This window comes from Streptomyces sp. NPDC002566, assembly GCF_042889585.1.
Classification (GTDB): domain Bacteria; phylum Actinomycetota; class Actinomycetes; order Streptomycetales; family Streptomycetaceae; genus Streptomyces.
On sequence record NZ_JBIARD010000001.1, the window covers coordinates 1,528,781 to 1,553,069 of the forward strand.

Sequence of the window (24,289 nt, forward strand, 5' to 3'; positions counted from 1 at the left end):
CCCCCGGCGCTCACGGGGCGGCGTGCGCGGGTGCCGTCTCCCGGCCGCCGGGATGGCGGTGCCGCCAGATCCAGAACACCGCGCACGACACCAGCGCCCACCCGGCGAGCACCAGGAACGGGAAGACGTGCTGGTGCCCGGCGAAGTACACCGCCGTGTGCTGGGCGTTCACCGAGGCGCCCGGCGGCAGCCACCGGCCGATCACGCCCAGCGGGGACGGCAGCAGCGGCCAGGACACCGCGCCGCCCGAGGAGGGGTTGCCCAGCAGGACCATGAGGCCCCATGTCGGCAGCATCGCCCAGCGGCCCACGAGCGTGTTGAACATGGTGAAGACCATGCCGCTGGTGAACATCGTGAGCGCGAGGATCAGCCACGACTCGACGAACGGCAGGTCCAGCGCGCCGAGCAGCCAGTCCACGGTCGCGGCGATGGCGAACCCGCCGAGCAGCGCGTACACGACGGTGCAGGCGATGCGTTCGATCGGGGTGAGGGCCCGGGCGTGCACGCTGAGCTGGATCGCTCCGACGAAGCCGATGATCACGGCGGCGAGGGAGACGTAGAAGATCGCCAGGCCGCGCGGATCGCCCTCCTGGAGCGGGTTGACGTCCCGGACGGTGACCGCGGCCCCCGTCTTCCCGCCCACCGCCGGAGCGGCCTTGGCCAGCACCTCCGCCACCGACGCGCCGGACGCCGAGGACAGGTCCAGCACGACGGAGCGCCCCTGGTCGCGCACGTCGAGGATCGCGAAGTCGCGCTGCTGTTCCACGGCGGTAAGGGCCGCGGCGGGCGTGTCGTAGAGGTGGACCTTCACACCCGCGTTCAGCGCCTCCTCCATGCCGACGACGAACTTCCGGCCGAGGGGCTCCTTGTACGCCCCGGTCACCGCGAGGGGCACGGAGTGGGGGGTCGGATCCGCCATCGAGTAGGTGTACGAACCCGCGAACAGGGCCGCCGCGGCCGTGAGGATCAGCACGAGCACGGCCGCCGGCAGCAACGGCGACTCCTTGAGCCGAGCCCGTCGCTCCGCGGGCGTCGGCGGCCTGGCGTGACTGCCGTGTGGCGTTTCGGACATGCGTTTCCCGTTTACCGCGAGCCCCGCGGCGAAACCGCGCCGTACGCCCCCTGAGCGGCGGCGGCGGAGCCCCGGCGGCCGCACGGGCCTCTGAAAACGCTCAAGTCCCTTGCCGCTTGAGCGACATGGTGACGACGATGACGCCCATGACACCCCTGCTGGGACCGAACAAGAAACACGACGTCGTCCTGGTCCTCCGGGACTCCGACCTGATCGCCGACACCCTGCGCAAGGCCCTGGCCGACGCCTCCCCCGAGGACCGCCCCGGCCTGGAACGCGCCGCAGCCCTCGTCGAGTCCACCGCGGCCGTCTCGGAACCCCGCCTCCGAGCACAATGGGTCCGCACCCGCTTGGCAGCCGCCGGCTTCACGGGCCCCCTCGACTCGACAGCAGCGGTGAAGGCCCTGCGCCGGGCGGAACCGGCCCTGTCCCTCCTGGCAGCGGCACAACTCCACAGGGATGCCGTGGCCCACCCGGAATGACCGGGCCCCTCGGAACACGGAACGAAGGCCGTCGGTGCGTCTGAATCATTCGGGCCGTGGAACCCGGGGGGAACTCCACCCGGCGGCGGTCGTGTCCAGGGCGGGGGCAGGGCGGAGGGCAGTGTCATGCGGAGCGTCACTCTCGGCAACGGGGTGGAGATGCCGATCCTCGGGTTCGGCGTCTACCAGATCCCGCCGGAGCGGACCGAGCAGGCCGTCACCGACGCCCTCGCCGCCGGTTACCGCTCGCTCGACACCGCCGCCGCCTACCAGAACGAGGAAGCCGTCGGCCGGGCCGTCAGGAGGAGCGGCGTTCCGCGCGAGGAGCTCTTCGTCACCACCAAGCTGTGGATCCAGGACGCTCCCGCCGAGGAGAACGCCCGGCGGGCCTTCAGCGTCTCGCTGGACAAGCTCGGCCTGGACCACGTCGACCTGTATCTGATCCACCAGCCCTACGGCGACGTGTACGCCGAGTGGCGCGCCCTGGAGGAGATCCATCGCGAGGGGCTCGCCCGGGCCATCGGGGTGTCCAACTTCTACCCGGACCGGCTCGTCGACCTGATCGACAACAACGAGATCCCGCCCGCTGTCGACCAGGTCGAGACCCACCCGTTCTTCCAGCGCACCGCCGACCAGGAACTCATGCGGGAGCGCGGTGTGCGCATCGAGTCCTGGGGGCCCTTCGCCGAGGGCCGCAACGATCTCTTCACCCACCCGGTGCTGAGCGGGATCGCCGGCGAGCACGGCAGGTCCGTGGCGCAGGTCGTGCTGCGCTGGCTCGTGCAGCGGGAGGTCGTCGTCATCCCCAAGTCGGTCCGCGCGGAACGCATGCGGGAGAACATCGACGTCTTCGACTTCGAGCTCACCGACGAGCAGATGGCGTCCATCGCCGCTCTCGACACCGGAGTGTCCCAGTTCTTCGACCATCGCGACCCGGCCGTGACGGCCCGGCTCGGCAAGATCCGCATCCCCGACTGACCGCCGGCTCCGTCTCGTCGCGCCCCGTACGTTAATTGCGTTGAGACAGCCGCACCGGCCTGCTGAAGTACCCGCATGGATCACGCAGCGACACTCGCCCTGTACGACCGGGACATGCGCGAAGGCGCCCGCCCCGACAGCCCCGACGCCCGTGTCGAGCGCGCCGGGAGCGTGGTCCGGCAGATCGCCTCCGCCGACGGCTGGAACGGCGTCCTCTGGTCCGGCCTCGACGGCATGTCCGCGGCGGACGTCGACGCCGCGATCGCCGAGCAGATCGACTGGTTCACCGGCCTCGGCCACGAGTTCGAGTGGAAGCTCTACGGTCACGACCGTCCGGCCGACCTCGGACGGCGGCTCGCGGCGGCGGGGTTCACCGCAGAGCCGGAGGAGACGCTGATGATCGCCGAGACGGACACACAGCTCACCGCCGCCGCGCCGCCCGAGGGGATGCGCATCGTCCCCGTCACCGACCGGGCCGGCGTCGACCTCATGGTCGAGGCGAACGAGAAGGCGTTCGGCAGGGACGGCTCGTGGCTGCGCGACCGGATGCTCGCCCGGCTCGACATCGCCCCGGACGAGACCGTCGCCGTGGTCGCCCTCGCGGGCGACGAGCCGGTCAGCTCGGCGCGCATGGAACTGATCCCGGGCACGGGTTTCGCCGGCCTGTGGGGCGGCGGCACCGCCCCCGCCTGGCGCGGCCGCGGCGTCTATCGCGCGCTGGTCGCCCACCGCGCCCGGATCGCAGCCGACCGCGGCTACCGCTACCTCCAGGTCGACGCCTCCGACCAGAGCCGCCCCATCCTGGAACGCCTCGGCTTCGCCGCCCTGACCACGACGACGCCGTACGTCCACCGGCCGCCGGCGCGCCGGTGACGCGACCGGGCCGGCCCGCGCCACCGCGGACCGGCCGAGTCGCCTTTCCTCCTGTGCGGGTGTGATGACCTGTGGGCGGGGGAGGGCCTGACGCCCCAGGGGTCCGCTTACGACCTGGGGACGCTCTTCGCCGCCGTGCCGGCGCACATCAGCCCGAGGATCAGAGCCAGGCAGCCGATGATGACGTTGTTCACGACGACACCGGCGTCGGGGCTGGATCCGACGACCCACGGGGCGATGATCATCCAGATGCCCAGCGCGCACATGGCCCAGCTCAGCCCGTACATCCGGGCGGGAGCCGCCGTGAACCCGAGCGCCAGCACGCAGATGGCTATGCCGACGATCAGGTTGTGCGTCATGAGCGCGGGCTGGCCGGCGCTGTAGTGGACCGTCCACGGGGACACGGCGCAGTACAGACCGAGCAGGAACACCGGTCCGTCGACGAGCGCCACATCACGGCCGCCGAGCATGCGGTCGTACCTCGTCCGCATCTCGGAGACATCCGGGTGAGTCGACATGTCGCCTCTCGTGGGCGAGACGTTGGCCATGACTCGTCTCCTTTGACTTGCAGGCCTGACCGCGTCTGGTGCGGTGTGCGGTGAGCGCCGCGCAGGTTCATTTTGCGCTTATTCAGCCTTTATGTGTAGAGGTCGGAACAGGGCGCGTACTCAGTCCCGCACCTCCGGACCCAGACGCCTGCGCAGCTGGTGGATCCCCCGCCGGGCGTGGCTCTTGACCGTGCCCAGGGGCCAGCCGGTGCGTGCCGCGATCTGCGTCTGGGTGAGGTCCTCGTAGAAGGTCAGCCGCAGCACGCACCGCTGCGGCGCGGGCAGCCGGGCGAGCTCGCTGTGGAGCAGGACGCGGTCGAGCGAGGTCTCGGGGCGGTCGAGGGCGGGGTCGGCGAGCGCGAGGTCGGAGCCCGCCGAGGCGACCAGATCACGGCGGCGGGTCCGTGCGGAGAGCGCGTCGGCGATCTTGCGGCGGGTGATGCCGACGATCCAGGCGCCGAACGTGCCGCGCTCGGGCCGGTACCCCGCGCGGCCGCGCCAGACGCCCAGGAACACCAGCTGGGTGACGTCCTCGGCCTCCTTCGCGTCCCCCAGGGAGCGCAGCGCCAGCGCGTGCACCAGGGCGGACCAGCGTCGGTAGGCGACAGCCAGGAAGGCCTCCTCCCCGGCGACGAGACGCCGGGCCACCTCCTCGTCGGGCAGCGACTCCTCGGCGAGGGGCCGCGGAGCGGTGGGGGCGATCGGCTGCGTGATCATGGCGAGCGGGCTCATGGCGACGGCTCCTGACACATCGGGCGGCCTGCCGCGAGGCCGGTGCGGACGTCCACCGGGGTGGCCCCCGGTGGACGCCATCGTGCGAAGCGGTGCGTCGATCACTCAACATGCGTCGTTCCTGCGTCGTATCGTCGAGGTATGAGCACCACACCTCCGAGCACCACGCCCCCCTCCGAGGACGCGGCCCTGACGACCGGCGCGCTGGCCCGCCGGCTGGGCGTCGCGCCCACCACGCTGCGCTCCTGGGACCGCCGCTACGGCATCGGCCCCGCCGTCCGCGCCGACGGCCGGCACCGCCGCTGGCGGCACGACGACGTGGCCGTCCTGGAGGCGATGTGCCGGCTCACCTCGGCGGGGGTGCCGCCCGCGGAGGCGGCGAGGGCGGCGAAGAAGGCGGGCGAGACGGGCGGATACCCGGCGGACGACACCACGGCGCCCATTGGCTGGACGGACGAGCACGCCGGGCACCCTGAGCACTCCGAACGCCCCGGGTCGCCCGAGCCGCCCGTCGGCCGCTCGCGCGCGGCCGGGGCGCTCCCGCTGGGACGGGACGTGCGCCAGGAGTGCCGGGGGCTGGCCCGAGCCGCCGTACGCCTCGACGCGCCCGCTGTCGAGGACCAGTTGAGCGAGGCCGTCGAACGGCACGGACTGACTGTCGCCTGGCAGGAGGTGATGGTGCCGACCCTGCACGCCGTGGGCCGCAAGTGGGCGTCCTCCGACGACCGTTACATCGAGGTGGAGCACCTGCTGTCCTGGCACGTCTCCACCGTGCTGCGCCGCGCCGCCCGGCCGCTCACGGAGCCGATCACCGCCCCCGGCGCGGTGATGCTGGCCTGCGTGCCCGGTGAGCAGCACACGCTGCCGCTGGAGGCGCTCAACGCCGGGCTCGCCCGACTCGGCGTCCCCGCGCGGATGTTCGGCGCCGCGGTGCCGGCGGAGGCGCTGACGGCGGCGGTCCGCAGGCTCGGCCCGTCCGCGGTGGTGCTGTGGGCGCAGTCCCGCTCCACGGCGAGCACCGCCCTCGCCCGGCACCTCGCGGACACCCGCTGGGGCGTCAGCGGCGCCCGGCGCAGCCCCACGGTGGTGCTGGGCGGCCCCGGTTGGGCGGGACGCCCGGTCCAGGGCATGCCCCGGCCGGCGGGACTGCACGAGGCCCTGAACCTGCTCACGGGAGCACGGCCGGGATCACCGGCCCTCCCGCCCGGCCGGTGACAGCCGCGCCCGCGAACGTCCCGTCCGAGCTGCAACTCCCTGACTGTCAGCCCCGTTCACGCGCCTTGCGGAAGCGGGCCAGCCCCTCGGGCAGTTCGACCAGCGGGTCCGGGTAGTCGAGAGCGGCCCGTTCCCGCGCGGGGAGCTTCCACGGCTCGTGCACCGACGCGCCGTCGATCCCGGCCAGTTCGGGCACCCAGCGGCGTACGTACGCGCCGTCCGGGTCATAACGCTTCGCTTGCAGAACGGGGTTGAGGACCCGGTTGGGCCGGGTGTCCGTGCCGGTGCCCGCCACCCACTGCCAGTTGAGCTGGTTGTTCGCCACGTCCCCGTCGACCAGCAGCTCCATGAAGTGCCGCGCGCCGATGCGCCAGTCCACGTACAGCGTCTTGGTGAGGAAGCTCGCGGTCAGCAGCCGGCCGCGGTTGTGCATCCAGCCCTCGTGCCGGAGCTGCCGCATCGCCGCGTCCACCACCGGGTAGCCGGTACGGCCCTCCCGCCATGCCTCGATGTCCTCGCGCGCGGTGCGCTCCGTGCGCCAACGGTCGTGCCGGGTGCGGTAGTCGGCGGTGGAGGCGTCCGGGCGGGCCGCCAGCAGCTGGCGGTGGAAGTCGCGCCAGGCGACCTGCCGTACGAACGCCCCGGCGCCCGGGCCGCCCGCCGCGCGCGCCCGGTGCACGAGCTCGACGGGGGAGAGCGCGCCGAAGTGCAGGTGCGGCGAGAGCCGGGAGGTGCCGTCGCCGGCGAGGTCGTCGTGCCGGTCCTCGTAGGCGGCGATCCCGTCGCGCAGCCACGCCGTCAGCCGGCGGCGGGCCTCGCTCTCGCCGCCCGGCGCCAGCCCCGGCGAGGTCCCCTTGTCCGAGGGCAGTTCCTGCGAGCCCACGCCGTCCGGGACGCGCACAGTCCGGGGCGCGCCCAGCGGATCCCGCAGCCGTTTCTGCGACCAGTGCCGGTAGAACGGCGTGAAGACGGCGAAGTGGTCGGCGCCGGACGGTGTGAGCACGCCGGGGGCGACGGCCGTCGTCACCGCGTCGTGCACATGCAACCGCACGCCCTCCGCCTCCAGGGCGCGCCGCAGCCGCTCCTCCCGCTGCTTCGCGTACGCGCTCACGTCGGCCGACATGTGCACCTCGTCGGCGCCCGCCTCGGCCGCCACCCGGCACACCTGCTCCACCGGTTCCCCCGAGCGGACGACGAGCCGCCCGCCCCGCTCGCGCAGCCCCGCGTCCAGGTCCCGCAGGCAGTCCGAGAGGAACGCCAGCCGGTTGGGGACGGCGAACCCGGCGGCGTCCACGGCCCGGTCGCGCACGAACAGCGGCACCACCTCGCGGGCCCCGTCGAGCGCCGCGAGCAGCGGCGGATGGTCGTGCAGACGCAGATCGGAGGTGAACAGGACGACCGAGACGTTCATGACGCTGACTCCGGGTGAGACGGGCGGGCCGCTCGGTTCTTCCGCCCCGGCGCGGCCCACGGATGCGGGAGGAACAGGAAGAGACGCCACCACCCGTACGGGGGACGGCAGTTCGGGCCCGTGTACGGATCCGCCGTCATGGCGCCGGCGCCCTCTCGGGGGACGTGGCGGCCGCCGTCCGGGCGATGTTGCGGGCCATGCCGCCGAACACCACCGCGTGGAACGGCGACACGCCCCACCAGTACGCCTGGCCGAGCAGTCCGTGCGGGTGGAACAACGCGCGCTGCCGGTAGCGGGTGCGGCCTGCGTCGTCCGACTCCGCGCGCATCTCCAGCCAGGCCAGGCCCGGCAGCCGCATCTCGGCGCGCAGCCGCAGCAGCCGCCCGGGTTCGATCTCCTCGACCCGCCAGAAGTCGAGCGAGTCGCCGACCCGCAGCCGCGCCGCGTCCCGCCGCCCCCGGCGCAGGCCCACCCCGCCGACCAGACGGTCCAGCCGGCCCCGTACCGCCCACGCGAGCGGGAAGGAGTACCAGCCGTTGTCCCCGCCGATGCCCTCGATGACCCGCCACAGGGCAGCCCGGGAGGCGTCCACGGGCAGTTCGCGCTCGTCGGTGTAGAGACTGCCGCCGGCCCAGTCGGGGTCGGTGGGCAGCGGGTCGCTGGGGGCGCCGGGCAGGGACGCGGAGGACCAGCGGGTGGTGACCTGGGCGTCGCGCACCTTCTTCAGGGCCAGTCGCACCGCTTCGTCGAAGCCGACCGGATGGCCCGGCGGGTCGGGCACGTACCGCGCGATGTCGTGTTCGCGGCAGACCACCTCGTGCCGCAGCGACTCCGTCAGCGGCCGGGCGATCGACGCGGGCACCGGCGTCACCAGGCCCACCCAGTGGCTGGACAGGCGCGGCGTGAGCACCGGCACCGGCACGATGACGCGCCGGGGCAGGCCCGCCACGGCGGCGTAACGGGCCATCATCTCGCGGTAGGTGAGGACCTCGGGCCCGCCGATGTCGAAGGCCCGGCTGACGTCCGGCGGCATACCGGCGCTGCCGACGAGGGCCCGCAGCACGTCCCGTACCGCGACGGGCTGGATCCGGGTGCGCACCCAGCTCGGGGTGACCATCACCGGGAGGCGCTCGGTGAGGTAGCGCAGCATCTCGAAGGAGGCCGAGCCGGAGCCGATGACGACCGCCGCCCGCAGCACGGCCGTCGGGACGCCGCAGTCCAGCAGGATGCGGCCGACCTCGGCGCGGGAGCGCAGATGCGGGGACAGCTCCCGCTCGGGCACTCCCGCCGGGGTGAGCCCGCCCAGGTAGACGATCCGGCGCACCCCGGCGACGCGGGCCCGCTCCCCGAAGATCCGCGCCGCCCGCCGGTCGGTCGCCTCGAAGTCCGCGCCCGTGCCCAGCGCGTGCACCAGGTAGTACGCGACGTCCACGCCGCGCATCGCCTCCCCGACCGACTCCGCGTCGGTCACGTCCCCGCGCACCACCTCGGCCCGGCCGGCCCACTCGTGGTCGCGCAGCCGCTCCGGCGAGCGGGCCAGGCAGCGCACCCGGTACCCCGCCTCCAGCAGCTCCGGGACGAGCCGGCCGCCGATGTACCCCGTGGCACCGGTCACCAGGCAGAGCGGCGCCTCGGCGCCGCGGCCGTCTGCGGTCATGGGTCGTCGGTCCTCACATGTCGGCGGGCCCCCTCGGTATCGCTTCCACCCGGGGGCCGCCCGCGGATGCGGCGACCCGGCGCCGTGCGCACGATCGGGTGATCCGCGGTCAGCGACTACGCTGACCGCGTGGCCACAGCGAACGACGACACGCCCGCGGCGGCGACCGACCTGCACGCCTTCGCCGTACGGCTGCGGCGGATGAACGGCGAGATCAACCGGCTGGTCCACGGGTTCGCCGGCGACCACGGGCTGCACGCGACGGACGTCCAGGCGCTGGCCGCGATCCTCGACTCCGAGGAGCCGATGACGCCCAAGCGGCTGCGCGAGCACCTCGGCCTGACCTCGGGGGCCGTCACCGCCTGCGTCGACCGGCTGGAGCGCGCGGGGCACATCCGCAGGGTGCGCGAGAGCGCCGACCGCCGCGTGGTCCATCTGCACTACGCGGCCGACGCGCGGTCGGCCGCCCGCACCTACTTCAGGCCGCTGGCCCAGGCGACCGAGGCCGCCCGCACCCGCTTCACGGAGGACGAGCTGTCGGTGGTGCTGCGCTTCCTCACGGCGATGAGCGAGGAACTGGCGGAGGTCACGCCACCCGTCCGCTAGGAACGGCTTCGAACTCCCGCATCCGGGGGCCGGCCGCCGGCGGAAGAACAGATGCCGGTTACGATCGCCAGCAAAGTAACTCGATCATTGAGATTGTCAGTTGTCGAGAGAGCGACGCGATCCCTCGATCGCCGAGGGACTGCCAGTCGTCGAGACACCTTCCGTGGGAGAACGATGTCCGTCACACGCCGACGCGCCCGCTGGCTCGTCCCGCTGCTCCTCGTCGCCGTCTGGCTCGGCGTCGGCGGCGTCCTCGGCCCCTATGCCGGGCGCCTGGGCGAGGTCGCCACCAACGACCAGGCGGCCTTCCTGCCGCGCAGCGCCGAGTCCACCGAGGTGATCGCCGCGCAGCGGGCCTTCCGGCAGGACGAGGCGCTCCCCGCGATCGTCGTATGGACGTCGGACGGGGGCGGCACGGTCCGCGACCGGCGTGCGGACGCCGACCGGGCTCTCGCCTCCCTGGCGGACGCCCCCGGCGTGACGGGCCGGGCCTCGCCCGCCCTGCTCTCCCAGGACGGGAAGGCCGTCCAAGGGGTCGTCCCCCTGCGCCCCGACCTCGGCGACGGACTCGCCCCCGCCCTCGACCGCGTCCGCGCCGCCGCCGAACGCGTCCCCGGCACCACCGTCCACCTCGCCGGACCCGCCGCCACCCAGGCCGACCTGTCCGACGCCTTCGCCGGCATCGACGGACTGCTGCTCGCGGTCGCCCTCGTCGCCGTCCTCGTCATCCTGCTGCTCGTCTACCGCAGCCTGCTGCTCCCCCTGGTGATCATCCTCGGCGCGGTGTTCTCCCTCGGCCTCGCCTGCGCGGTCGTCTACGCGCTGGCCGACCACGGCGTGGTGCGCGTCGACGGACAGGTCCAGGGCATCCTGTCCATCCTCGTGATCGGCGCCGCCACCGACTACGCCCTGCTGCTCACCGCCCGCTACCGGGAGGAACTGATGCCCCGGCAGGCAGCCGCCCGCACCGACCGGTTCACGGCCGCCCGGGCCGCGCTGCGACGCTCCTGGAGCGCCGTCGTGGCCAGCGCCGCGACCGTCGCCCTCGGGCTGCTCGCCCTGCTGATCAGCGACCTCACCAACAACCGGGCCCTCGGACCGGTCGGGGCCATCGGCATCGCCGCCGCCGTCGTCAGCACCCTGACCTTCCTGCCCGCCGTGCTGGTCCTCCTCGGCCGCGCCGCCTACTGGCCGGCGACCCCCCGCCCGGCCCGCCCGAGCGCCGGCACCGGCGTGTGGCAGCGGATCGCGGCGCTCGTCGACCGGGCGCCCCGCAAGGTGTGGGCGGTGTCCCTGGCCTGCCTGCTCGCCTGCGCCGCGTTCTCCCCGACCCTCGCCTCCCGGGGCGTGCCCCTCGACGAGACCTTCGTCGACGACGCCCCCTCCGTCGCCGCCCAGAGCACCCTCGCCCAGCACTTCCCCGGCGGCGCCGGCAACCCCACGGTCGTCATCGCCGACGCCGCACGCGCCGGGCGCGTGGTCGCCGTCGCCGAGGCCACCGACGGCGTCGCCTCCGCCGCCCCGGTCGCCGCGTCCGGACGGCCCGGCGGGACGCCTCTGGTCGTCGACGGCCGTGTCCGCGTCGACGTCACCCTCGACGCCGCCGCCGACAGCGACGCGGCCAGGGACACCGTGGCGCGCCTGCGCACCGCCCTGCACGCCGTGCCCGACGCGGACGCCCTGGTCGGCGGCTACACCGCCCAGCAGTACGACACCCTGCGCACGGCGGAACGCGACCGCGCCCTCATCGTCCCCGCCGTCCTCGCGATCATCTTCCTCATCCTCACCGTGCTGCTGCGCTCGCTGCTGATGCCCGCCCTGCTCGTCGCCACCGTGGCCCTGAACTTCCTCGCCACGCTGGGCGTTTCGAGCCTCGTCTTCCGGCACGTCCTCGGCTTCACCGGAACCGACCCCTCCGTGCCGCTGTACGGCTTCGTCTTCCTGGTGGCGCTGGGCGTCGACTACAACATCTTCCTGATGTCCAGGGTCCGCGAGGAGTCACTGCGGCACGGGGTGCGCGAAGGCGTCCTGCGCGGACTGGTCACCACCGGCGGCGTCATCACCTCCGCCGGCGTGGTGCTCGCCGCGACCTTCGCCGCGCTCGGCGTGATCCCGCTGGCCTTCCTCGCCCAGATCGCCTTCATCGTCGCCTTCGGCGTCCTGCTCGACACGCTCGTCGTGCGCTCGCTGCTGGTGCCCGCCCTGGTGCGCGACATCGGCCGGCGCGCCTGGTGGCCCGGACGGCTCAGCCGCGCCGCCGACCCCGCGCGTTCCGGCGCCGAGGGCGACCCGGACCTCGCCGCACGCACCTGAACATGCTCGCGCCGATCCCGGGCACACGCGGAGACAGCAAGTGAGGAGACAGTGAGCCATCGGGGTCGGAACTGGAGGTGTCTGCCGCTATGGGCGCGAAGGTGTTGGAGCGTTTTCCTGCGGGAGCTCCGCGCGGATCGTGGCCGGCGGAGGAGTACGCGGCGCGGCGGCGGGCCGAGGGGGAGCCCGCGACCGTCGTCATGGACCTGAAGTCGGACGCGTTCCTCGTCGTGGTGCCGGCGGGCGAAGAGGAGTGAACAAGCCGAGCCGGACCGCCCTTCAGCGGCCGGCCGTCGCCAGGCCGCGCGCCGTCCGCACGAACACCTCGTGCAGGTCCCGCGCGGCCTGCGGCACGGAGTGCGCGCGGCGCCGGCGCAGCATCAGCAGCACCCGGGTGTCCTCCCCGCGGATCGGCCGGCACACGATCGCGCCCCGCCGCTCCAACGGGTCCCCGACGACGCTGAAGTCGGGCAGCACCGTCGCTCCGAGCCCCTCGGCGACCATCAGCTTGCCCATCTCCGCCCCGTCGGTGGAGTAGGCGAAGGCCGGAGCCCGGCCGCCGAGCAGCCGGTGCACATAGCGGTGCATCACATACCCGGACCGCATCCCTATCAGGGGCACGTCGAGCAGGTCGTCCGCCGACGCCTCCGCACGCGCGGCCAGCGGGCTGTCCGGGCGCACGCACACCACCGGCCGGCCGCGCAGCAGTTCGGTGGAATCGAACTCGGCCGGCATGTCGTCGCCGTCGAGATGGTTCACCAGCCCCAGGTCCAACCCGCCTTCCAGCAGCCCCCGGTGGATGTCCGTCTGCTGGGCGCCCACCACCTCCACCTGCGTCAGGGGATGTTCGGCGCGGAAGTCCCGCACCGCAGGGACGAGCAGCGGCACGGTCGCCGCGTTCACCGTGCCGACGCGCACCATGCGGCTGATCCGGTGCTGCTCGCCCGCCGCCGAGCGCAGCCGGTCCACCGCGTCGAGCACATCGACGATGTGGGGGAGGAGCTCACGGCCGGAGGCGCTCATCGTGGCGCCGGACCGCTTGCGCTCCAGCAGGTCCACGCCGAGCTCACGCTCCAGATTCCGCACGGTCTCGCTCAACGCGGGCTGCGAAAGGCGCAGTTCCTCGGCGGCCCGGCGCAGTGAACCGAGCCGGGTGACCGCCGCGATGTATTCCAGCTGTTCTGTTCGCACCCCGGCACCATGCGCGCCCATTCCCTCCCGGTTCAAGGGTTTCCCTGTCACGCCTTCGTGAAATTCAATGGTCCGCGATACGAGACCGGTCGGGTTTGCCTTGACGGCCCGGACGGACGGCTGCCAGGCTCTACGACATGAAGATGCGACTGGACCTCACGCGGCGACGCCACGTCGACCTCGCGCGCGTCTCCAGCGCCTCCTGTCGCAGCGCGGCCTGATTCCCCCTTCTCCGGCGAGAACCGCCGCGCTTTTCCCTTTTCCCGCCTGAATTCGATGCGTCCGGGCATTCCCGTGCCCGCCCGGGCTTTTTCGCGCCCGCGCACCTCGTGAATCGCGCACCGTGTGAATTCGGCGTGCCCGAAAACTTCCGTGACAGGAGCCCGCATGTCCGCCGCGCCAGAACACCCCGTGCAGCCCCTGCAGTTCGCCTACTGGGTCCCCAACGTCAGCGGGGGACTCGTCACCAGCAAGATCGAGCAGCGCACGGACTGGGGATACGAGTACAACCGCGAACTCGCCGTCCTGGCCGAGAACAACGGCTTCGACTACGCCCTCAGCCAGGTCCGCTACATGGCCAGCTACGGCGCCGAGTACCAGCACGAGTCGACCGCCTTCAGCCTCGCCCTGCTGCTCGCCACCGAGCGGCTGAAGGTCATCGCCGCCGTCCACCCCGGCCTCTGGCACCCCGGCGTGCTCGCCAAGTTCGGCGCCACCGCCGACCACCTCTCAGGCGGCCGCTTCGCCGTCAACGTCGTGTCCGGCTGGTTCAAGGGCGAGTTCACCGCCCTCGGCGAACCCTGGCTCGAACACGACGAACGGTACCGCCGCTCCGAGGAGTTCATCCGCGCCCTGCGCCAGATCTGGACCGAGGACCACACCGAACTCGCCGGCGACTTCTACCGGCTGCGCGACTTCTCCCTCAAGCCCAAGCCCCTCAACACCCCCGAGCGCCCCCATCCCGAGATCTTCCAGGGCGGCAACTCCACGGCCGCCCGCGCCATGGCCGGCCGCGTCTCCGACTGGTACTTCTCCAACGGCAAGGACTTCGACGGGGTCACCGAGCAGATCGCGGACGTCCACCGGTCCGCCGCCGAAGCAGGCCGCACCGCGCCGAAGTTCGGCCTCAACGCCTTCCTCATCGCCCGCGACACCGAGGCCGAGGCCCGCGAGACGCTCCGGGAGATCGTCGCGCAGGCCGACAGCGAGGCGGTGGCGGGCTTCGGCGACGCCGTGAAGCAGGCGGGCCGGTCGACCGCCGACGGCAAGGGCATGTGGCAGGACTCCACCTTCGAGGACCTCGTCCAGTACAACGACGGCTTCCGCACCGGCCTGATCGGCACCCCCGAGCAGATCGCCGAACGGATCGTCGCCTACAAGAGGCTCGGCGTCGACCTCTTCCTCCTCGGCTTCCTCCACTACCACGAGGAGGTCGAGTACTTCGGCAGGCGTGTCCTGCCCCTCGTCCGCGAGCTGGAGGCCGCGCTCCCGGACGAGGAGACACGGGATCCGCGCTCCGTCCCCGCCCACGCCTGACCACACCTGAAAAGAGGGCCCATGGCCACCGTCCTGTCCGTCTCCGGCAGCCCCTCCGCCTCCTCCCGCACCGGCCGTCTGCTGCGCCACCTCGACCAGCGGCTCGCCGCACAGGGCCACGAGGTGATCCCCCTCGACGTGCGCACCGTCCCCGCCGAAGCCCTGCTCGGCGCCGACTTCCGCCACCCCGCGATCGTCGAGGCCACCGAACTGTTCGCCCGCGCCGACGGGATCGTCGTCGGCACCCCCGTCTACAAGGCGTCCTACTCCGGTGTCCTCAAGGCGCTCCTCGACCTGATGCCGCAGTACGCGCTCGCCGGGAAGACCGTGCTGCCGCTCGCCACCGGCGGCTCCGTCGCCCATGTGCTGGCCATCGACTACGCGCTGCGGCCCGTCCTGAACTCCATGGGCGCGGCCCACATCGTGCAGGGCTGGTTCACCCTGGACAAGGACATCACCGCCCACGAGGACGGCTCGGTCACTCTCGCCCCGGCCGCCGCGGAAGCCCTCGGCCAGGTCCTCGACCAGTTCTCGGGTGTCCTGGGCCGCACGCCCCACCTGGCCGCGGCGAGCTGAGGCGACCGTGACAGCACCGCCCGCCCGGGTGATCGCCGACGACGCCGAGGCCCTCGCCGTGGCCGCCGCCCTCGCCGAGGAGTTCCGTACCGGAGCCGCCGAGCGTGACGCCGAACGACGGCTGCCGAGGGCCGAGTTGGACCGTCTCTCCGGCTCCGGGCTGCTCGCCGTCACCGTTCCCGCCGAGCACGGCGGCGCGGACGTCGGCGCGCGGACCCTCGCGGAGGTCTTCCGGCTGCTCGGCGCCGCCGACGCCAGCCTCGCCCAGATCCCGCAGAGCCATTTCGCCTACGTCAACGTGATCCGCCGTCAGGGAACGCCTGAGCAACGGAAGTTCTTCTTCGCGGAACTCCTCGCAGGCCGCCGCTTCGGCAACGCCCAGTCCGAGGCGGGCACCCGGCACGTCCAGCACATCCGCACCCGCCTCAGGCGCCGGCCCGACGGCTCGTACCTGCTCGACGGCGTCAAGCACTACTGCACCGGCGCCCTCTTCGCCGACTGGATACCGGTGCTCGCCCGCGCCGACGACGACCGGCTGCACGTGGCGTACGTGCCGTCCGACGCGCCCGGCGTCACCGTCGTCGACGACTGGGACGGCATGGGGCAGCGGACGACGGCCAGCGGGACGGTCAGGCTCGAATCCGTCGCCGTCCCGGGCGACCGGGTCCTGCCCCATCACCTCACCTTCGAGGGGCCGCAACTCCACGGCGCGTACGCCCAGTTGCTGCACGCCGCCATCGACGCCGGCATCGCGTCGGGGGCCCTCGCCGAGGCCGCGGAGTTCGTGCGGACCAAGAGCCGCCCGTGGTTCGAGAGCGGGGTGGAGACGGCCGCCGAGGACCCGCTGCTGATCCAGCGCTTCGGTGAACTCGCCGTCCAGCTGCGGGCGTCCGAGGCCCTCCTCGCGCAGGCCGCCCGCTCGGTCGACGCGGCGCGCGCCGACCTGACCGACGACACCGCCGCCGAGGCGTCCGTCGCCGTCGCCGCCGCCAAGGCGCACGCGGCACGGACGGCGGTGGACACGGCGAGCGCTCTGTTCGAGGTCTCCGGCACCCGCTCCGCGCTCGACTCGTCCAACCTGCACCGCCATTGGCGGGACGCCCGCACCCACACCTTGCACGATCCGGCCCACTGGAAGATCCAGCACATCGGCCGGTACGTCCTCAACGGCACCCGGCCGCCCCGCCACGGCCTGCTGTAGCCCTCACGCCCCGCCCGCCGGCGGGCCCCCCGATCGGAGACCCCACGTGTCCCTCACCTTCCACTGGTTCCTGCCCACCAACGGCGACAGCCGCCATGTCGTCGGCGGCGGCCACGGCACCCCCGCCACCGCCTCCGGACGGGACCGCCCGCCGACGGTCGCCTACCTGAGCCAGATCGCCCGCGCCGCGGAGGACCTCGGCTTCGTCGGCGCGCTCACCCCGACCGGCGCCTGGTGCGAGGACGCGTGGCTGACCACGGCGATGGTCAGCCAGAACACCGAGCGGCTGAAGTTCCTCGTCGCCTTCCGGCCCGGCTCGGTCTCCCCGACGCTGGCCGCGCAGATGGCGTCCACGTTCCAGCGGCAGTCCGGCGGACGGCTCCTGCTGAACGTCGTCACCGGCGGCGAGAACCACGAGCAGCGGGCCTACGGCGACTTCCTCGACAAGGACGACCGCTACCGCCGCACCGGCGAGTTCCTCGACATCGTGCGGCAGTTGTGGGACGGCAAGACCGTCGACCTCCACGGCGAGCACCTCCAGGTCGAGGACGCCCGGCTCGCCCGGGTGCCCGACCCGGTGCCCGAGGTGTACTTCGGCGGCTCCTCGCCGATCGCCGGCGAGGTCGCCGCCCGGCACGTCGACGTCTACCTCACCTGGGGCGAGCCGCCGGCCCAGGTCGCCGAGAAGATCGCCTGGATCAGGGGGCTCGCGGCGAAGCAGGGGCGCCGGCTGCGGTTCGGCATCCGGCTGCACGTCATCACCCGGGACACCTCGCAGGCGGCGTGGGCGGAGGCGGGGCGGCTGCTCGACGGCTTCGACCCCGAGACCGTACGCAGCGTCCAGGCCGGGCTCGCCCGCAGCGAGTCCGAGGGGCAGCGGCGGATGCTGGCGCTGCACGGCGGCGGCCGGGACGGGCTGGAGATCCACCCCAACCTGTGGGCCGGGATCGGACTGGTCCGCGGCGGCGCGGGCACCGCGCTGGTGGGCAGCCACGCGGAGGTCGCCGAACGGATCCGGGAGTACGCGGAGCTGGGCATCGAGGAGTTCGTGCTGTCCGGCTACCCGCACCTGGAGGAGGCGTACTGGTTCGGGGAGGGCGTGCTGCCGATCCTCGCCGAGCAGGGCGTGTGGCGCCACCCCTTCCGCGTCGACACCGCCCCCTCGGCGCAGGTGCCGTTCGCGAGCTGAGCTCCCTGCGAGGTCAGCTCGCCAGCGCCCGCAGGTGGGAGGCCCGTGACTCCCGCGTCTGCCCCTGGACGAGGAGGAACAGGCCTTCGCGCGCCAGCCGCTGGGCCCGGTTTGTCAGCAGCATCGAGCGGCCGCCGCCCGACACCACGGCGGCGACGGTGGCCGCCTGGAGGATCTCGTACGCCCGCGTCCTGAGCTCCAGCGGCTCCGCCGCGCGTTCCTGCGGGTCGGGGCGGTCGGCCAGGGCGTAGGCCCGGCGGCGGACGTCGGCCAGACGCGCGCGCAGGGGAGCGGCGGTGTCCTCGTCGAGCAGTGCGAGGGCGGCCCGCGCCAGACCGAAGACGGCCGGGTTCGCGCTCACCGTCTTCGGGCGGTCCGCCGCCGCCCACCGCTCGTACGGCGTCCGCAGCGCGACCGCCTCCTCCGGCACCCGCAGCCCGTCCAGGCGCAGGGAGACGGTCCGGGCGGCGGTCAGGGCGGCGAGCCGCATCGGCTCGGAGGCGGTCAGGCCCGGCTGCTCGCGGGCCTCGACGAACACGAACAGCGCCTCGTCGGCTTCGGTCACTCCGGCCAGCAGCATCACGTCGTTCAGACCCCACCCCGTGTACCAGGGCACGGTTCCGTCGAAGCGCCAGCCGCCGCGCTCCCGGGTCGCCCGCACGGGTGTCCTCGGATGCGCCCGCAGATGGGCGTAGGCGACCCCGGAGAGCAGCTCCCCGCGGGCCAGCGGGCCCAACAGGCGCTCGCGCGCCGGGCCTTCGCCCTTCGCCAGGGTCAGCACCGGTGTGTGGTGCTGCGTCTGCACGAACCACGTCGAACAGCACGCCCCGGCGAGGATCTCCGCCGTCTCCCGTGCGACAGCCGCGGGCGCGGCCGAACCGCCGTACGCCACCGGGGCGTTGATGCCGAGGAGCCCCGAGCGCCGGATCTGTGCGAGATGGCTCAGGGGCACGCCCTCCTGGTCGACGCGTTCGGCGTGCGGGGCGAGGAGGTCGTCGGCGAGCCGCCGGGCGGCGGCGACGAGGGGGTGCGGGGCGTCGGTCATGCGGACGATTCTTCCGGTCAGGGGTGCGGGGCGCCTGCCGCGGCTCTTTCCGGTCGGGGTGCGGGGCGTCTGCCGCGGGTCTCCCGGTCGGGGTGCGGGGCGCCTGGCGCGGGGGCGTCCGATGCGGGGGCGTCCGATGCGGGGCCGCCGTTGGAGCGGAGGCCGGACCGACCCCGGAAACCGATGCGTGAGTGCGGGAATGCGGGGCACGCGAAGATGGTTGGCCATTACATCCAATAACACGCACCCGTACGACGAGCCGGAGCCCGCCCCAGGGCCCCGGATCCGAACCACCCAGCGAGGCACCCATGAGCAACACCCCCGAGCAGCCCGCGGCGACCGTGGCCCGACTGCGCGCCACCTTCCGCACCGGCCGTACCAAGCCCGTCGAATGGCGCACGGGGCAGCTGCGCCGGCTGCGCGAGATGCTCACGGAACAGGGCCCCGAACTGGCCGCCGCCCTCCACGCCGACCTGGGCAAGAGCCGCACCGAGGCCTACCGCACGGAGATCGACTTCACCGTCCGCGAGATCGACCACACCCTCGACCGTCTCGACGACTGGCTGCGCCCCGAGCCCGCCCCCGTCCCCGCCCACCTCGGCGACGACGCCACCGCCTGGACGCAGTACGACCCGCTCGGCGTCGTCCTCGTCATCGCCCCCTGGAACTACCCGGCCCAGCTCCTGCTCTCCCCGATGGTCGGCGCCCTGGCCGCGGGCAACGCGGTCGTCGCCAAGCCCAGCGAACTGGCCCCCGCCACCTCCGCCGCCCTGGCCCGGCTGCTGCCCGCCTACCTCGACACCGACGCCGTCGCCGTGGTGGAGGGCGGCGTCCCCGAGACGACGGCGCTGCTCGCCGAGCGCTTCGACCACGTCTTCTACACCGGCAACGGCACCGTCGGCCGCGTCGTGATGCGCGCCGCCGCCGAGCACCTCACCCCGGTCACCCTCGAACTCGGCGGCAAGTCACCGGTGTTCATCGACCGGGACACCGACCTGACGGTGGTCGCCGACCGGCTGGCCCGCGGAAAGTTCCTGAACGCCGGCCAGACCTGCGTCGCCCCCGACTACGTCCTGACCGACCCGGAGACCGCCGCAGCCCTCGAACCGGCGCTCACCGCCGCCGTCGAGGCGCTCTACGGCAAGGACCCTCAGGCCTGCGAGGAATACGGCCGCATCGTCAACGAGCGCCACTTCGACCGGCTCACCGCCCTCCTGGACTCGGGCCGCACGGTCGTGGGCGGCGACAGCGACCGCACCGCCAAGTACATCGCGCCGACCGTCCTCGCCGACGTCGACCCCGAGTCGCCCGTCATGCGGGAGGAGATCTTCGGCCCCGTCCTGCCGATCCTGACCGTCTCCGGCCTCGACGAGGCCATCGCCTTCATCAACGACCGCGACAAGCCGCTCGCCCTGTACGTCTTCAGCGAGTCGGAGGACACCCGCCGCCGCGTCGCCGCCGAGACGTCCTCCGGCGGCCTCGGCCACGGCCTCCCCCTCGCCCACCTCACCGTCTCCGACCTTCCCTTCGGCGGCGTGGGCGAGAGCGGCACGGGCAACTACCACGGCCGCTACTCACTGGAGACCTTCAGCCACCGCAAGGCGGTCCTCGACAAGCCCCTGAGCTGAGATGGCGCCTGCGGATCGGGGTCGACTGACACCCGTCATGGGTGCACTGCGGCGCGGCGCTGATGAAGATCTCCTGAACCCCCACCACGGCTCGGTCGATCCATCAGACTTGCTCCTGTTTCCTCGCGGAGAAGGGACGGCGAGCATGGCGAACAGTGCACTTCTGGTGATGGACGTCCAACGGGACGTCGTGGCCATCGCGGACGACGGTTCGGGATATCTGCCGCGCTTGCGCAGGGCGATCGACGGAGCGCGGGCTGCCGGGATCCCCGTGATCTACGTGGTGCTCGTGTTACGGCCGGGCGATCGGGAAGTCAGCCCCCGCAACAAGGTGATGACGAACGCCGTGCGGGCCGGCCTGTTCACCGAGGGCCGGCCCGGCACCGAGATCCATGACGACGTCGCGCCCCGGCAAGGCGACGTCGTGGTCACCAAGAGGCGGGGGAGCGCCTTCTCGGGCAGCGACCTCGACCTGGTACTCAGGGCTCGCGACATCGACAGTCTTGTCCTCACCGGCATCGCCACCAGCGCCGTGGTGCTGTCCACCCTGTGGCACGCCATCGATCTGGACTTCGGCGTCACCGTCCTGGCGGACGCCTGCCTCGACACCGACCCCGAAGTGCACCGGATGCTCACCGAAAAGCTGTTCCCGCAGTGGGCGGAAGTCGTCGCCGTCGAGGACTGGCTCAAAGCCATGGCACCGCGGTAGCCGAAAGCCGTCCTCGTGTGCAGGGCAAGCCGGCATCACCTCCTGGCCGTCGCGGTTCCGTCCGGGGCGAACGAGTGGCGGAAGGTGAAGGCGTGCGGCGCGGGGCCGTGAGCGTGGAGGTGTTCCAGTCCGGCAACCCCGTCCTGCCAGACGGGTGTCACGGCGTCGGAGACCCACCAGAGCACGTGCGTCGGGTGTTCCGTCCTCTCGAACCAGTCGTGACGCCTGTTCAGCGCCTCGCGGTGCGGGCCGGCGTAGACGGCCTCGAAGGCGGGGCGCGGGCCGGTCCAGAGGGAGAGGGTCGCGGCCAGGGCGGTGGTGTGCGCCGTACGGCCCTTGCCGTACCAGGCCGGCACGGCGAACTCTCCCCACGCGCCCCAGTCGGCCCCGAAGAGCATGCCCCGCTCACCGTCTGCCGCTTCGGCGTGCGCGAGGTACCCGGGGTACTGACTGATCTGCCGGTAGACGGCATCACCGCTGTCGTAGAACTCCCGTGTGAGACGTCCGGGATCGGCGAGCGGTGACTTCAGGACGCCGAACGTGTACAGCGCGAGGCGGGGCATGCGTCTCTCCTTGGTGGGTGGCCTGTCGTGGACCCGGTGGGGCGGCTTACGCGTGGGGCGAGGATGCGTGGCCGACGCATCCCGTCGCGGCCGGCTCAGCCTGAAGGAACTCCTGCGCGGCCGTGGCCGACAGCCGAGGACCAGGTGAAGGTAGCCGCCTCTGCGAACCATGTCGAAGTTGCGTTTTCCTCGTCTAAGTGGCCTCCTGTGGCGGGTGGTTGCGGGGTCGGGGCGGTGAGGCGGGCCGCGTGTCATCGGGTGATCCGTGCTTGCTCGGCGGGCCCGAGTCGCGGTACCTGTGCCGCAGAACGCGTCCGACCCGTAGGGGGCGGTGCTCGGCTCCGGGCACCCCGGTCACGCCCTCCGGGCACCCCGGTCACGCCCTCCGGGCACCCCGGTCACGCCCTCCGGGCACCCCGGTCACGCCCTCCGGGCACCCCGTCCCGCCCTCCGGCCACCCCGGTCACGCCCTCCGGGTGTCGCGGCGTCACCCCGACCCGCGCGCGATGTCGGGCCCGCCCCCACCGGCCGCCGCACCGTGCGCCTCCGCCCGCCCCGGGCACGACTGGCGTCCGGTGAGTTTTACGTATAACCTCTCCCGTCAATCGCCCCTCCGAGAGGTCCCGATGGCACACATCGCCCTGGTCACCCTCGTCGTCGACGACTATGACGACGCGCTCCGCTTCTACACCGAGGCCCTCGGCTTCCGGCTCGTCGAGGACGAGCCGCGGCCCGACGGGTCGCGGTGGGTCGTCGTGCGGCCGGGTGAGCGTCAGGGCGGCGTCGGGCTGCTGCTCGCCCGCGCCAAGGACGACGCCCAGCGGGCCAGGGTCGGCGACCAGACCGGCGGCCGCGTCGGCTTCTTCCTGCACACCGACGACTTCGCCGGCGACCACGCCCGGATGCATGCCGCCGGCGTGACCTTCCTGGAGGAGCCCCGCCACGAGCCGTACGGCTCCGTCGCCGTCTTCCAGGACCTGTACGGCAACCGCTGGGACCTGCTCCAGCCCGCCGGCTGAGCCCCCGCGCCCTTCCCGCTCCTCTCCACCTCCCTCCCGCCACGCCCGAGGAACCGCACACCATGACCGCTACGCGCGTAGACGCCGACCTGATCCGCCGGCTCCCCAAGGCCGTCCTGCACGACCACCTCGACGGCGGACTGCGTCCCGCCACCGTCGTCGAGCTCGCCGAGGCCGTCGGCCACACCCTGCCCACCACCGACCCGGACGAGCTGGCCGCCTGGTACGTCGAGGCCGCCGACTCCGGCGACCTGGTCCGCTACATCGCCACCTTCGAGCACACCCTCGCCGTGATGCAGACCCGCGAGGGGCTGCTGCGCACCGCCGAGGAGTACGTCCTCGACCTGGCCGCAGACGGTGTCGTCTACGGCGAGGTCCGCTACGCCCCCGAGCTGATGCTCAAGGGCGGTCTGACGCTCGCCGAGGTCGTCGAGACCGTCCAGGAGGGGCTCGCCGCCGGCATGGCCCGGGCGGCCGCCGCCGGCACGCCGGTCCGCGTCGGCACCCTGCTCTGCGGCATGCGCATGTTCGACCGCACCCGCGCCACCGCCGACCTCGCCGTCGCCTTCCGGGACGCGGGCGTCGTCGGCTTCGACATCGCCGGCGCCGAGGACGGCTTCCCGCCCGCCGACCACCTGGACGCCTTCGAGTACCTGCGCGGCGAGAACGTGCCGTTCACGATCCACGCCGGCGAGGCCCACGGCCTGCCCAGCATCCACCAGGCGCTCCACGTGTGCGGCGCCCAGCGCATCGGCCACGGCGTGCGCATCACCGACGACATCCCCGACCTCGCGGGCGGCAAGCTCGGCCGGCTGGCCGGCTGGGTGCGCGACCGCCGGATCGCGCTGGAGATGTGCCCCACCTCGAACCTGCAGACCGGCGCCGCGTCCTCCATCGCCGAGCACCCGATCACCGCGCTGAAGGACCTCGGCTTCCGCGTCACCCTCAACACCGACAACCGCCTGGTCTCCGGCACCACGATGACCCGCGAGATGTCCCTCCTCGTCGAGGAGGCGGGCTGGACGGTCGAGGACCTGCGCACGGTCACCGTCAACGCCCTCAAGAGCGCGTTCGTCCCGTTCGACGAGCGCAACGCCCTGATCGAGGACGTCGTCCTGCCGGCTTACGCCACCGCGCTCTGAAGCAGCCCGCGCGCATAGGCGGCCTGTCCGACGTGCTGGAGGTCGTCGGACAGGACGCTGACCAGGCGCACGCCCAGCGTGACCGGCGGGTCCCAGCGCTCGTCCACGATCCGCCCGAGGTCCGCCGCAGTCATCGTGCGCAGCGCCTGGAGCGTCTGCGCGTGGACGGCGTCGTGGTAGCCGGTCAGCAGCGCGGGTGAGTCGACCCGCACCCGGGCGACCTGCGCCGCGCTGTGGCCGTACCCGGTGTCGAGGCGCGGAAGGTCCAGGCCGAACCGTTTCTCCCAGTCCTGGGACGGCCACACCTGGTCGAGCCCGAAGGCGTCCGCGACGTGGTCGTCCTGGACGCGGGTGAGATGCCAGACCAGCCAGGCCACCGAGTTGGTCTCGGCGGTGGGGCGGGCGTTGAGCTCGTCGGCGTCCAGGCCCTCGACGGCGGCGTGGACCTCTTCCCGGACCCGGCCGTACGCGTCGATGAGGATGTCCTTGGCGTGCATACGTCCACCATCGCGCACCCCGCCCGCACCCGCCCCCGATCCGGCCGCGCCCGCACCCGCCCCCGATCCGGCCCCGCCCGCACCCGCCCCCGATCCGGCCCCGCCC

Annotated in this window: 25 protein-coding genes; 16 read left to right on the forward strand and 9 right to left on the reverse strand. The window is 73.2% G+C overall.

The genetic code is table 11. The features are described 5' to 3' along the window. Positions 1-10 precede the first annotated feature (10 nt). Positions 11-1,072, reverse strand: a complete 1,062-nt coding sequence (locus tag ACFYXA_RS06705; RefSeq protein ID WP_389028782.1) for an ABC transporter permease — start codon at positions 1,070-1,072, stop codon at positions 11-13. A gap of 146 nt (positions 1,073-1,218) precedes the next feature. On the opposite strand from ACFYXA_RS06705, the gene ACFYXA_RS06710 reads away from it, so the two are divergent. The 3 genes from ACFYXA_RS06710 to ACFYXA_RS06720 all read left to right on the forward strand — a co-directional run bounded on the left by ACFYXA_RS06710 (position 1,219) and on the right by ACFYXA_RS06720 (position 3,405). Further along, positions 1,219-1,554 (forward strand): hypothetical protein, encoded by a 336-nt coding sequence (locus ACFYXA_RS06710; RefSeq protein ID WP_352251844.1) that lies wholly within the window; start codon positions 1,219-1,221, stop codon positions 1,552-1,554. A gap of 126 nt (positions 1,555-1,680) precedes the next feature. Then, positions 1,681-2,532 (forward strand): aldo/keto reductase, encoded by an 852-nt coding sequence (locus ACFYXA_RS06715; protein WP_389028786.1) that lies wholly within the window; start codon positions 1,681-1,683, stop codon positions 2,530-2,532. Between the two features lie 75 nt (positions 2,533-2,607). Continuing rightward, positions 2,608-3,405, forward strand: coding sequence for a GNAT family N-acetyltransferase (locus ACFYXA_RS06720; RefSeq protein WP_389028789.1), 798 nt, complete (start codon positions 2,608-2,610; stop codon positions 3,403-3,405). 107 nt (positions 3,406-3,512) lie between these two features. Here the strand turns inward: ACFYXA_RS06720 and ACFYXA_RS06725 are convergent, their stop codons facing one another. Both ACFYXA_RS06725 and ACFYXA_RS06730 read right to left on the reverse strand, forming a co-directional pair. After that, positions 3,513-3,953, reverse strand: a complete 441-nt coding sequence (locus ACFYXA_RS06725; RefSeq protein WP_352251838.1) for an SPW repeat protein — start codon at positions 3,951-3,953, stop codon at positions 3,513-3,515. A 120-nt stretch (positions 3,954-4,073) separates the two neighbouring features. Continuing rightward, entirely contained in the window at positions 4,074-4,670 is a 597-nt protein-coding gene (locus ACFYXA_RS06730) for a sigma-70 family RNA polymerase sigma factor (protein WP_352251853.1), read from the reverse strand. A 156-nt stretch (positions 4,671-4,826) separates the two neighbouring features. On the opposite strand from ACFYXA_RS06730, the gene ACFYXA_RS06735 reads away from it, so the two are divergent. Further along, the gene (locus ACFYXA_RS06735; RefSeq protein WP_352251836.1) at positions 4,827-5,900 is read left to right on the forward strand and encodes a MerR family transcriptional regulator; all 1,074 of its coding nucleotides are present in this window, start codon (positions 4,827-4,829) and stop codon (positions 5,898-5,900) included. Positions 5,901-5,946: 46 nt separating this feature from the next. Here the strand turns inward: ACFYXA_RS06735 and ACFYXA_RS06740 are convergent, their stop codons facing one another. Together ACFYXA_RS06740 and ACFYXA_RS06745 are read right to left on the reverse strand one after the other, a co-directional pair. Further along, on the reverse strand, positions 5,947-7,311 hold the full coding sequence (locus ACFYXA_RS06740) for a cryptochrome/photolyase family protein (RefSeq protein ID WP_389028794.1): 1,365 nt from the start codon (positions 7,309-7,311) through the stop codon (positions 5,947-5,949). A 136-nt stretch (positions 7,312-7,447) separates the two neighbouring features. Next, positions 7,448-8,968 carry an SDR family oxidoreductase gene (locus ACFYXA_RS06745; protein ID WP_352251832.1) on the reverse strand — a complete coding sequence of 507 codons (1,521 nt, stop codon included), beginning with the start codon at positions 8,966-8,968 and terminating at the stop codon, positions 7,448-7,450. A 129-nt stretch (positions 8,969-9,097) separates the two neighbouring features. Between ACFYXA_RS06745 and ACFYXA_RS06750 the strand changes: the two genes are divergently transcribed. The 3 genes from ACFYXA_RS06750 to ACFYXA_RS06760 all read left to right on the forward strand — a co-directional run bounded on the left by ACFYXA_RS06750 (position 9,098) and on the right by ACFYXA_RS06760 (position 12,144). Then, positions 9,098-9,574, forward strand: coding sequence for a MarR family winged helix-turn-helix transcriptional regulator (locus ACFYXA_RS06750; RefSeq protein ID WP_352251830.1), 477 nt, complete (start codon positions 9,098-9,100; stop codon positions 9,572-9,574). Positions 9,575-9,748: 174 nt separating this feature from the next. Further along, positions 9,749-11,887 (forward strand): MMPL family transporter, encoded by a 2,139-nt coding sequence (locus ACFYXA_RS06755; RefSeq protein WP_389028799.1) that lies wholly within the window; start codon positions 9,749-9,751, stop codon positions 11,885-11,887. 89 nt (positions 11,888-11,976) lie between these two features. Next, the gene (locus ACFYXA_RS06760; RefSeq protein ID WP_351096580.1) at positions 11,977-12,144 is read left to right on the forward strand and encodes a hypothetical protein; all 168 of its coding nucleotides are present in this window, start codon (positions 11,977-11,979) and stop codon (positions 12,142-12,144) included. Positions 12,145-12,166: 22 nt separating this feature from the next. Here the strand turns inward: ACFYXA_RS06760 and ACFYXA_RS06765 are convergent, their stop codons facing one another. Continuing rightward, the gene (locus ACFYXA_RS06765; protein WP_389028804.1) at positions 12,167-13,078 is read right to left on the reverse strand and encodes a LysR family transcriptional regulator; all 912 of its coding nucleotides are present in this window, start codon (positions 13,076-13,078) and stop codon (positions 12,167-12,169) included. Positions 13,079-13,221: 143 nt separating this feature from the next. Here ACFYXA_RS06765 and ACFYXA_RS06770 point away from each other — a divergent pair, with 143 nt between their 5' ends. From ACFYXA_RS06770 to ACFYXA_RS06790, 5 genes are all read left to right on the forward strand, one after another. Beyond that, positions 13,222-13,299, forward strand: a complete 78-nt coding sequence (locus ACFYXA_RS06770) for a putative leader peptide (RefSeq protein ID WP_352234107.1) — start codon at positions 13,222-13,224, stop codon at positions 13,297-13,299. Positions 13,300-13,465: 166 nt separating this feature from the next. Beyond that, positions 13,466-14,614 carry a dimethylsulfone monooxygenase SfnG gene (gene sfnG, locus ACFYXA_RS06775; protein ID WP_389028807.1) on the forward strand — a complete coding sequence of 383 codons (1,149 nt, stop codon included), beginning with the start codon at positions 13,466-13,468 and terminating at the stop codon, positions 14,612-14,614. Between the two features lie 21 nt (positions 14,615-14,635). Then, positions 14,636-15,190 carry an NADPH-dependent FMN reductase gene (gene ssuE, locus ACFYXA_RS06780; protein ID WP_352251822.1) on the forward strand — a complete coding sequence of 185 codons (555 nt, stop codon included), beginning with the start codon at positions 14,636-14,638 and terminating at the stop codon, positions 15,188-15,190. Positions 15,191-15,197: 7 nt separating this feature from the next. Beyond that, positions 15,198-16,391 (forward strand): SfnB family sulfur acquisition oxidoreductase, encoded by a 1,194-nt coding sequence (locus ACFYXA_RS06785; RefSeq protein WP_389028812.1) that lies wholly within the window; start codon positions 15,198-15,200, stop codon positions 16,389-16,391. A 46-nt stretch (positions 16,392-16,437) separates the two neighbouring features. Continuing rightward, positions 16,438-17,580 (forward strand): LLM class flavin-dependent oxidoreductase, encoded by a 1,143-nt coding sequence (locus tag ACFYXA_RS06790; protein ID WP_389028815.1) that lies wholly within the window; start codon positions 16,438-16,440, stop codon positions 17,578-17,580. Between the two features lie 13 nt (positions 17,581-17,593). Here ACFYXA_RS06790 and ACFYXA_RS06795 read toward each other — a convergent pair whose 3' ends face one another. Then, positions 17,594-18,625 carry an acyl-CoA dehydrogenase family protein gene (locus tag ACFYXA_RS06795; protein WP_389028818.1) on the reverse strand — a complete coding sequence of 344 codons (1,032 nt, stop codon included), beginning with the start codon at positions 18,623-18,625 and terminating at the stop codon, positions 17,594-17,596. Positions 18,626-18,933: 308 nt separating this feature from the next. Here ACFYXA_RS06795 and ACFYXA_RS06800 point away from each other — a divergent pair, with 308 nt between their 5' ends. Next, positions 18,934-20,253 carry an aldehyde dehydrogenase family protein gene (locus ACFYXA_RS06800; RefSeq protein ID WP_389028821.1) on the forward strand — a complete coding sequence of 440 codons (1,320 nt, stop codon included), beginning with the start codon at positions 18,934-18,936 and terminating at the stop codon, positions 20,251-20,253. 145 nt (positions 20,254-20,398) lie between these two features. After that, positions 20,399-20,962, forward strand: a complete 564-nt coding sequence (locus ACFYXA_RS06805; RefSeq protein ID WP_389028824.1) for a cysteine hydrolase family protein — start codon at positions 20,399-20,401, stop codon at positions 20,960-20,962. Positions 20,963-20,997: 35 nt separating this feature from the next. On the opposite strand, the gene ACFYXA_RS06810 is transcribed toward ACFYXA_RS06805, so the two are convergent. Continuing rightward, positions 20,998-21,525 (reverse strand): DUF3291 domain-containing protein, encoded by a 528-nt coding sequence (locus tag ACFYXA_RS06810; RefSeq protein ID WP_352251806.1) that lies wholly within the window; start codon positions 21,523-21,525, stop codon positions 20,998-21,000. A 626-nt stretch (positions 21,526-22,151) separates the two neighbouring features. Here ACFYXA_RS06810 and ACFYXA_RS06815 point away from each other — a divergent pair. Together ACFYXA_RS06815 and ACFYXA_RS06820 are read left to right on the forward strand one after the other, a co-directional pair. Next, on the forward strand, positions 22,152-22,544 hold the full coding sequence (locus tag ACFYXA_RS06815; protein ID WP_389028828.1) for a VOC family protein: 393 nt from the start codon (positions 22,152-22,154) through the stop codon (positions 22,542-22,544). A gap of 62 nt (positions 22,545-22,606) precedes the next feature. Next, complete coding sequence (locus ACFYXA_RS06820) at positions 22,607-23,686, forward strand: adenosine deaminase (protein WP_352251802.1); 1,080 nt, start codon at positions 22,607-22,609, stop codon at positions 23,684-23,686. Here ACFYXA_RS06820 and ACFYXA_RS06825 read toward each other — a convergent pair. Then, positions 23,668-24,183, reverse strand: coding sequence for a DinB family protein (locus tag ACFYXA_RS06825; RefSeq protein ID WP_352251800.1), 516 nt, complete (start codon positions 24,181-24,183; stop codon positions 23,668-23,670). The genes ACFYXA_RS06820 and ACFYXA_RS06825 overlap by 19 nt on opposite strands. Positions 24,184-24,289: the final 106 nt, after the last annotated feature.

Excerpts from the sequence above, each read along its gene's own strand:
- ACFYXA_RS06770 (WP_352234107.1), top strand. The coding sequence starts at position 13,222 with ATGCGACTGGACCTCACGCGGCGACGCCACGTCGACCTCGCGCGCGTC.
- ACFYXA_RS06720 (WP_389028789.1), top strand. The coding sequence starts at position 2,608 with ATGGATCACGCAGCGACACTCGCCCTGTACGACCGGGACATGCGCGAA.
- ACFYXA_RS06815 (WP_389028828.1), top strand. The coding sequence starts at position 22,152 with ATGGCACACATCGCCCTGGTCACCCTCGTCGTCGACGACTATGACGAC.
- ACFYXA_RS06715 (WP_389028786.1), top strand. The coding sequence starts at position 1,681 with ATGCGGAGCGTCACTCTCGGCAACGGGGTGGAGATGCCGATCCTCGGG.
- ACFYXA_RS06735 (WP_352251836.1), top strand. The coding sequence starts at position 4,827 with ATGAGCACCACACCTCCGAGCACCACGCCCCCCTCCGAGGACGCGGCC.
- ACFYXA_RS06795 (WP_389028818.1), bottom strand. The coding sequence starts at position 18,625 with ATGACCGACGCCCCGCACCCCCTCGTCGCCGCCGCCCGGCGGCTCGCC.
- ACFYXA_RS06710 (WP_352251844.1), top strand. The coding sequence starts at position 1,219 with ATGACACCCCTGCTGGGACCGAACAAGAAACACGACGTCGTCCTGGTC.
- ACFYXA_RS06705 (WP_389028782.1), bottom strand. The coding sequence starts at position 1,072 with ATGTCCGAAACGCCACACGGCAGTCACGCCAGGCCGCCGACGCCCGCG.
- ACFYXA_RS06820 (WP_352251802.1), top strand. The coding sequence starts at position 22,607 with ATGACCGCTACGCGCGTAGACGCCGACCTGATCCGCCGGCTCCCCAAG.
- ACFYXA_RS06740 (WP_389028794.1), bottom strand. The coding sequence starts at position 7,311 with ATGAACGTCTCGGTCGTCCTGTTCACCTCCGATCTGCGTCTGCACGAC.
- ACFYXA_RS06805 (WP_389028824.1), top strand. The coding sequence starts at position 20,399 with ATGGCGAACAGTGCACTTCTGGTGATGGACGTCCAACGGGACGTCGTG.
- ssuE (WP_352251822.1), top strand. The coding sequence starts at position 14,636 with ATGGCCACCGTCCTGTCCGTCTCCGGCAGCCCCTCCGCCTCCTCCCGC.
- sfnG (WP_389028807.1), top strand. The coding sequence starts at position 13,466 with ATGTCCGCCGCGCCAGAACACCCCGTGCAGCCCCTGCAGTTCGCCTAC.
- ACFYXA_RS06760 (WP_351096580.1), top strand. The coding sequence starts at position 11,977 with ATGGGCGCGAAGGTGTTGGAGCGTTTTCCTGCGGGAGCTCCGCGCGGA.
- ACFYXA_RS06810 (WP_352251806.1), bottom strand. The coding sequence starts at position 21,525 with ATGCCCCGCCTCGCGCTGTACACGTTCGGCGTCCTGAAGTCACCGCTC.
- ACFYXA_RS06745 (WP_352251832.1), bottom strand. The coding sequence starts at position 8,968 with ATGACCGCAGACGGCCGCGGCGCCGAGGCGCCGCTCTGCCTGGTGACC.
- ACFYXA_RS06825 (WP_352251800.1), bottom strand. The coding sequence starts at position 24,183 with ATGCACGCCAAGGACATCCTCATCGACGCGTACGGCCGGGTCCGGGAA.
- ACFYXA_RS06800 (WP_389028821.1), top strand. The coding sequence starts at position 18,934 with ATGAGCAACACCCCCGAGCAGCCCGCGGCGACCGTGGCCCGACTGCGC.
- ACFYXA_RS06755 (WP_389028799.1), top strand. The coding sequence starts at position 9,749 with ATGTCCGTCACACGCCGACGCGCCCGCTGGCTCGTCCCGCTGCTCCTC.
- ACFYXA_RS06725 (WP_352251838.1), bottom strand. The coding sequence starts at position 3,953 with ATGGCCAACGTCTCGCCCACGAGAGGCGACATGTCGACTCACCCGGAT.
- ACFYXA_RS06730 (WP_352251853.1), bottom strand. The coding sequence starts at position 4,670 with ATGATCACGCAGCCGATCGCCCCCACCGCTCCGCGGCCCCTCGCCGAG.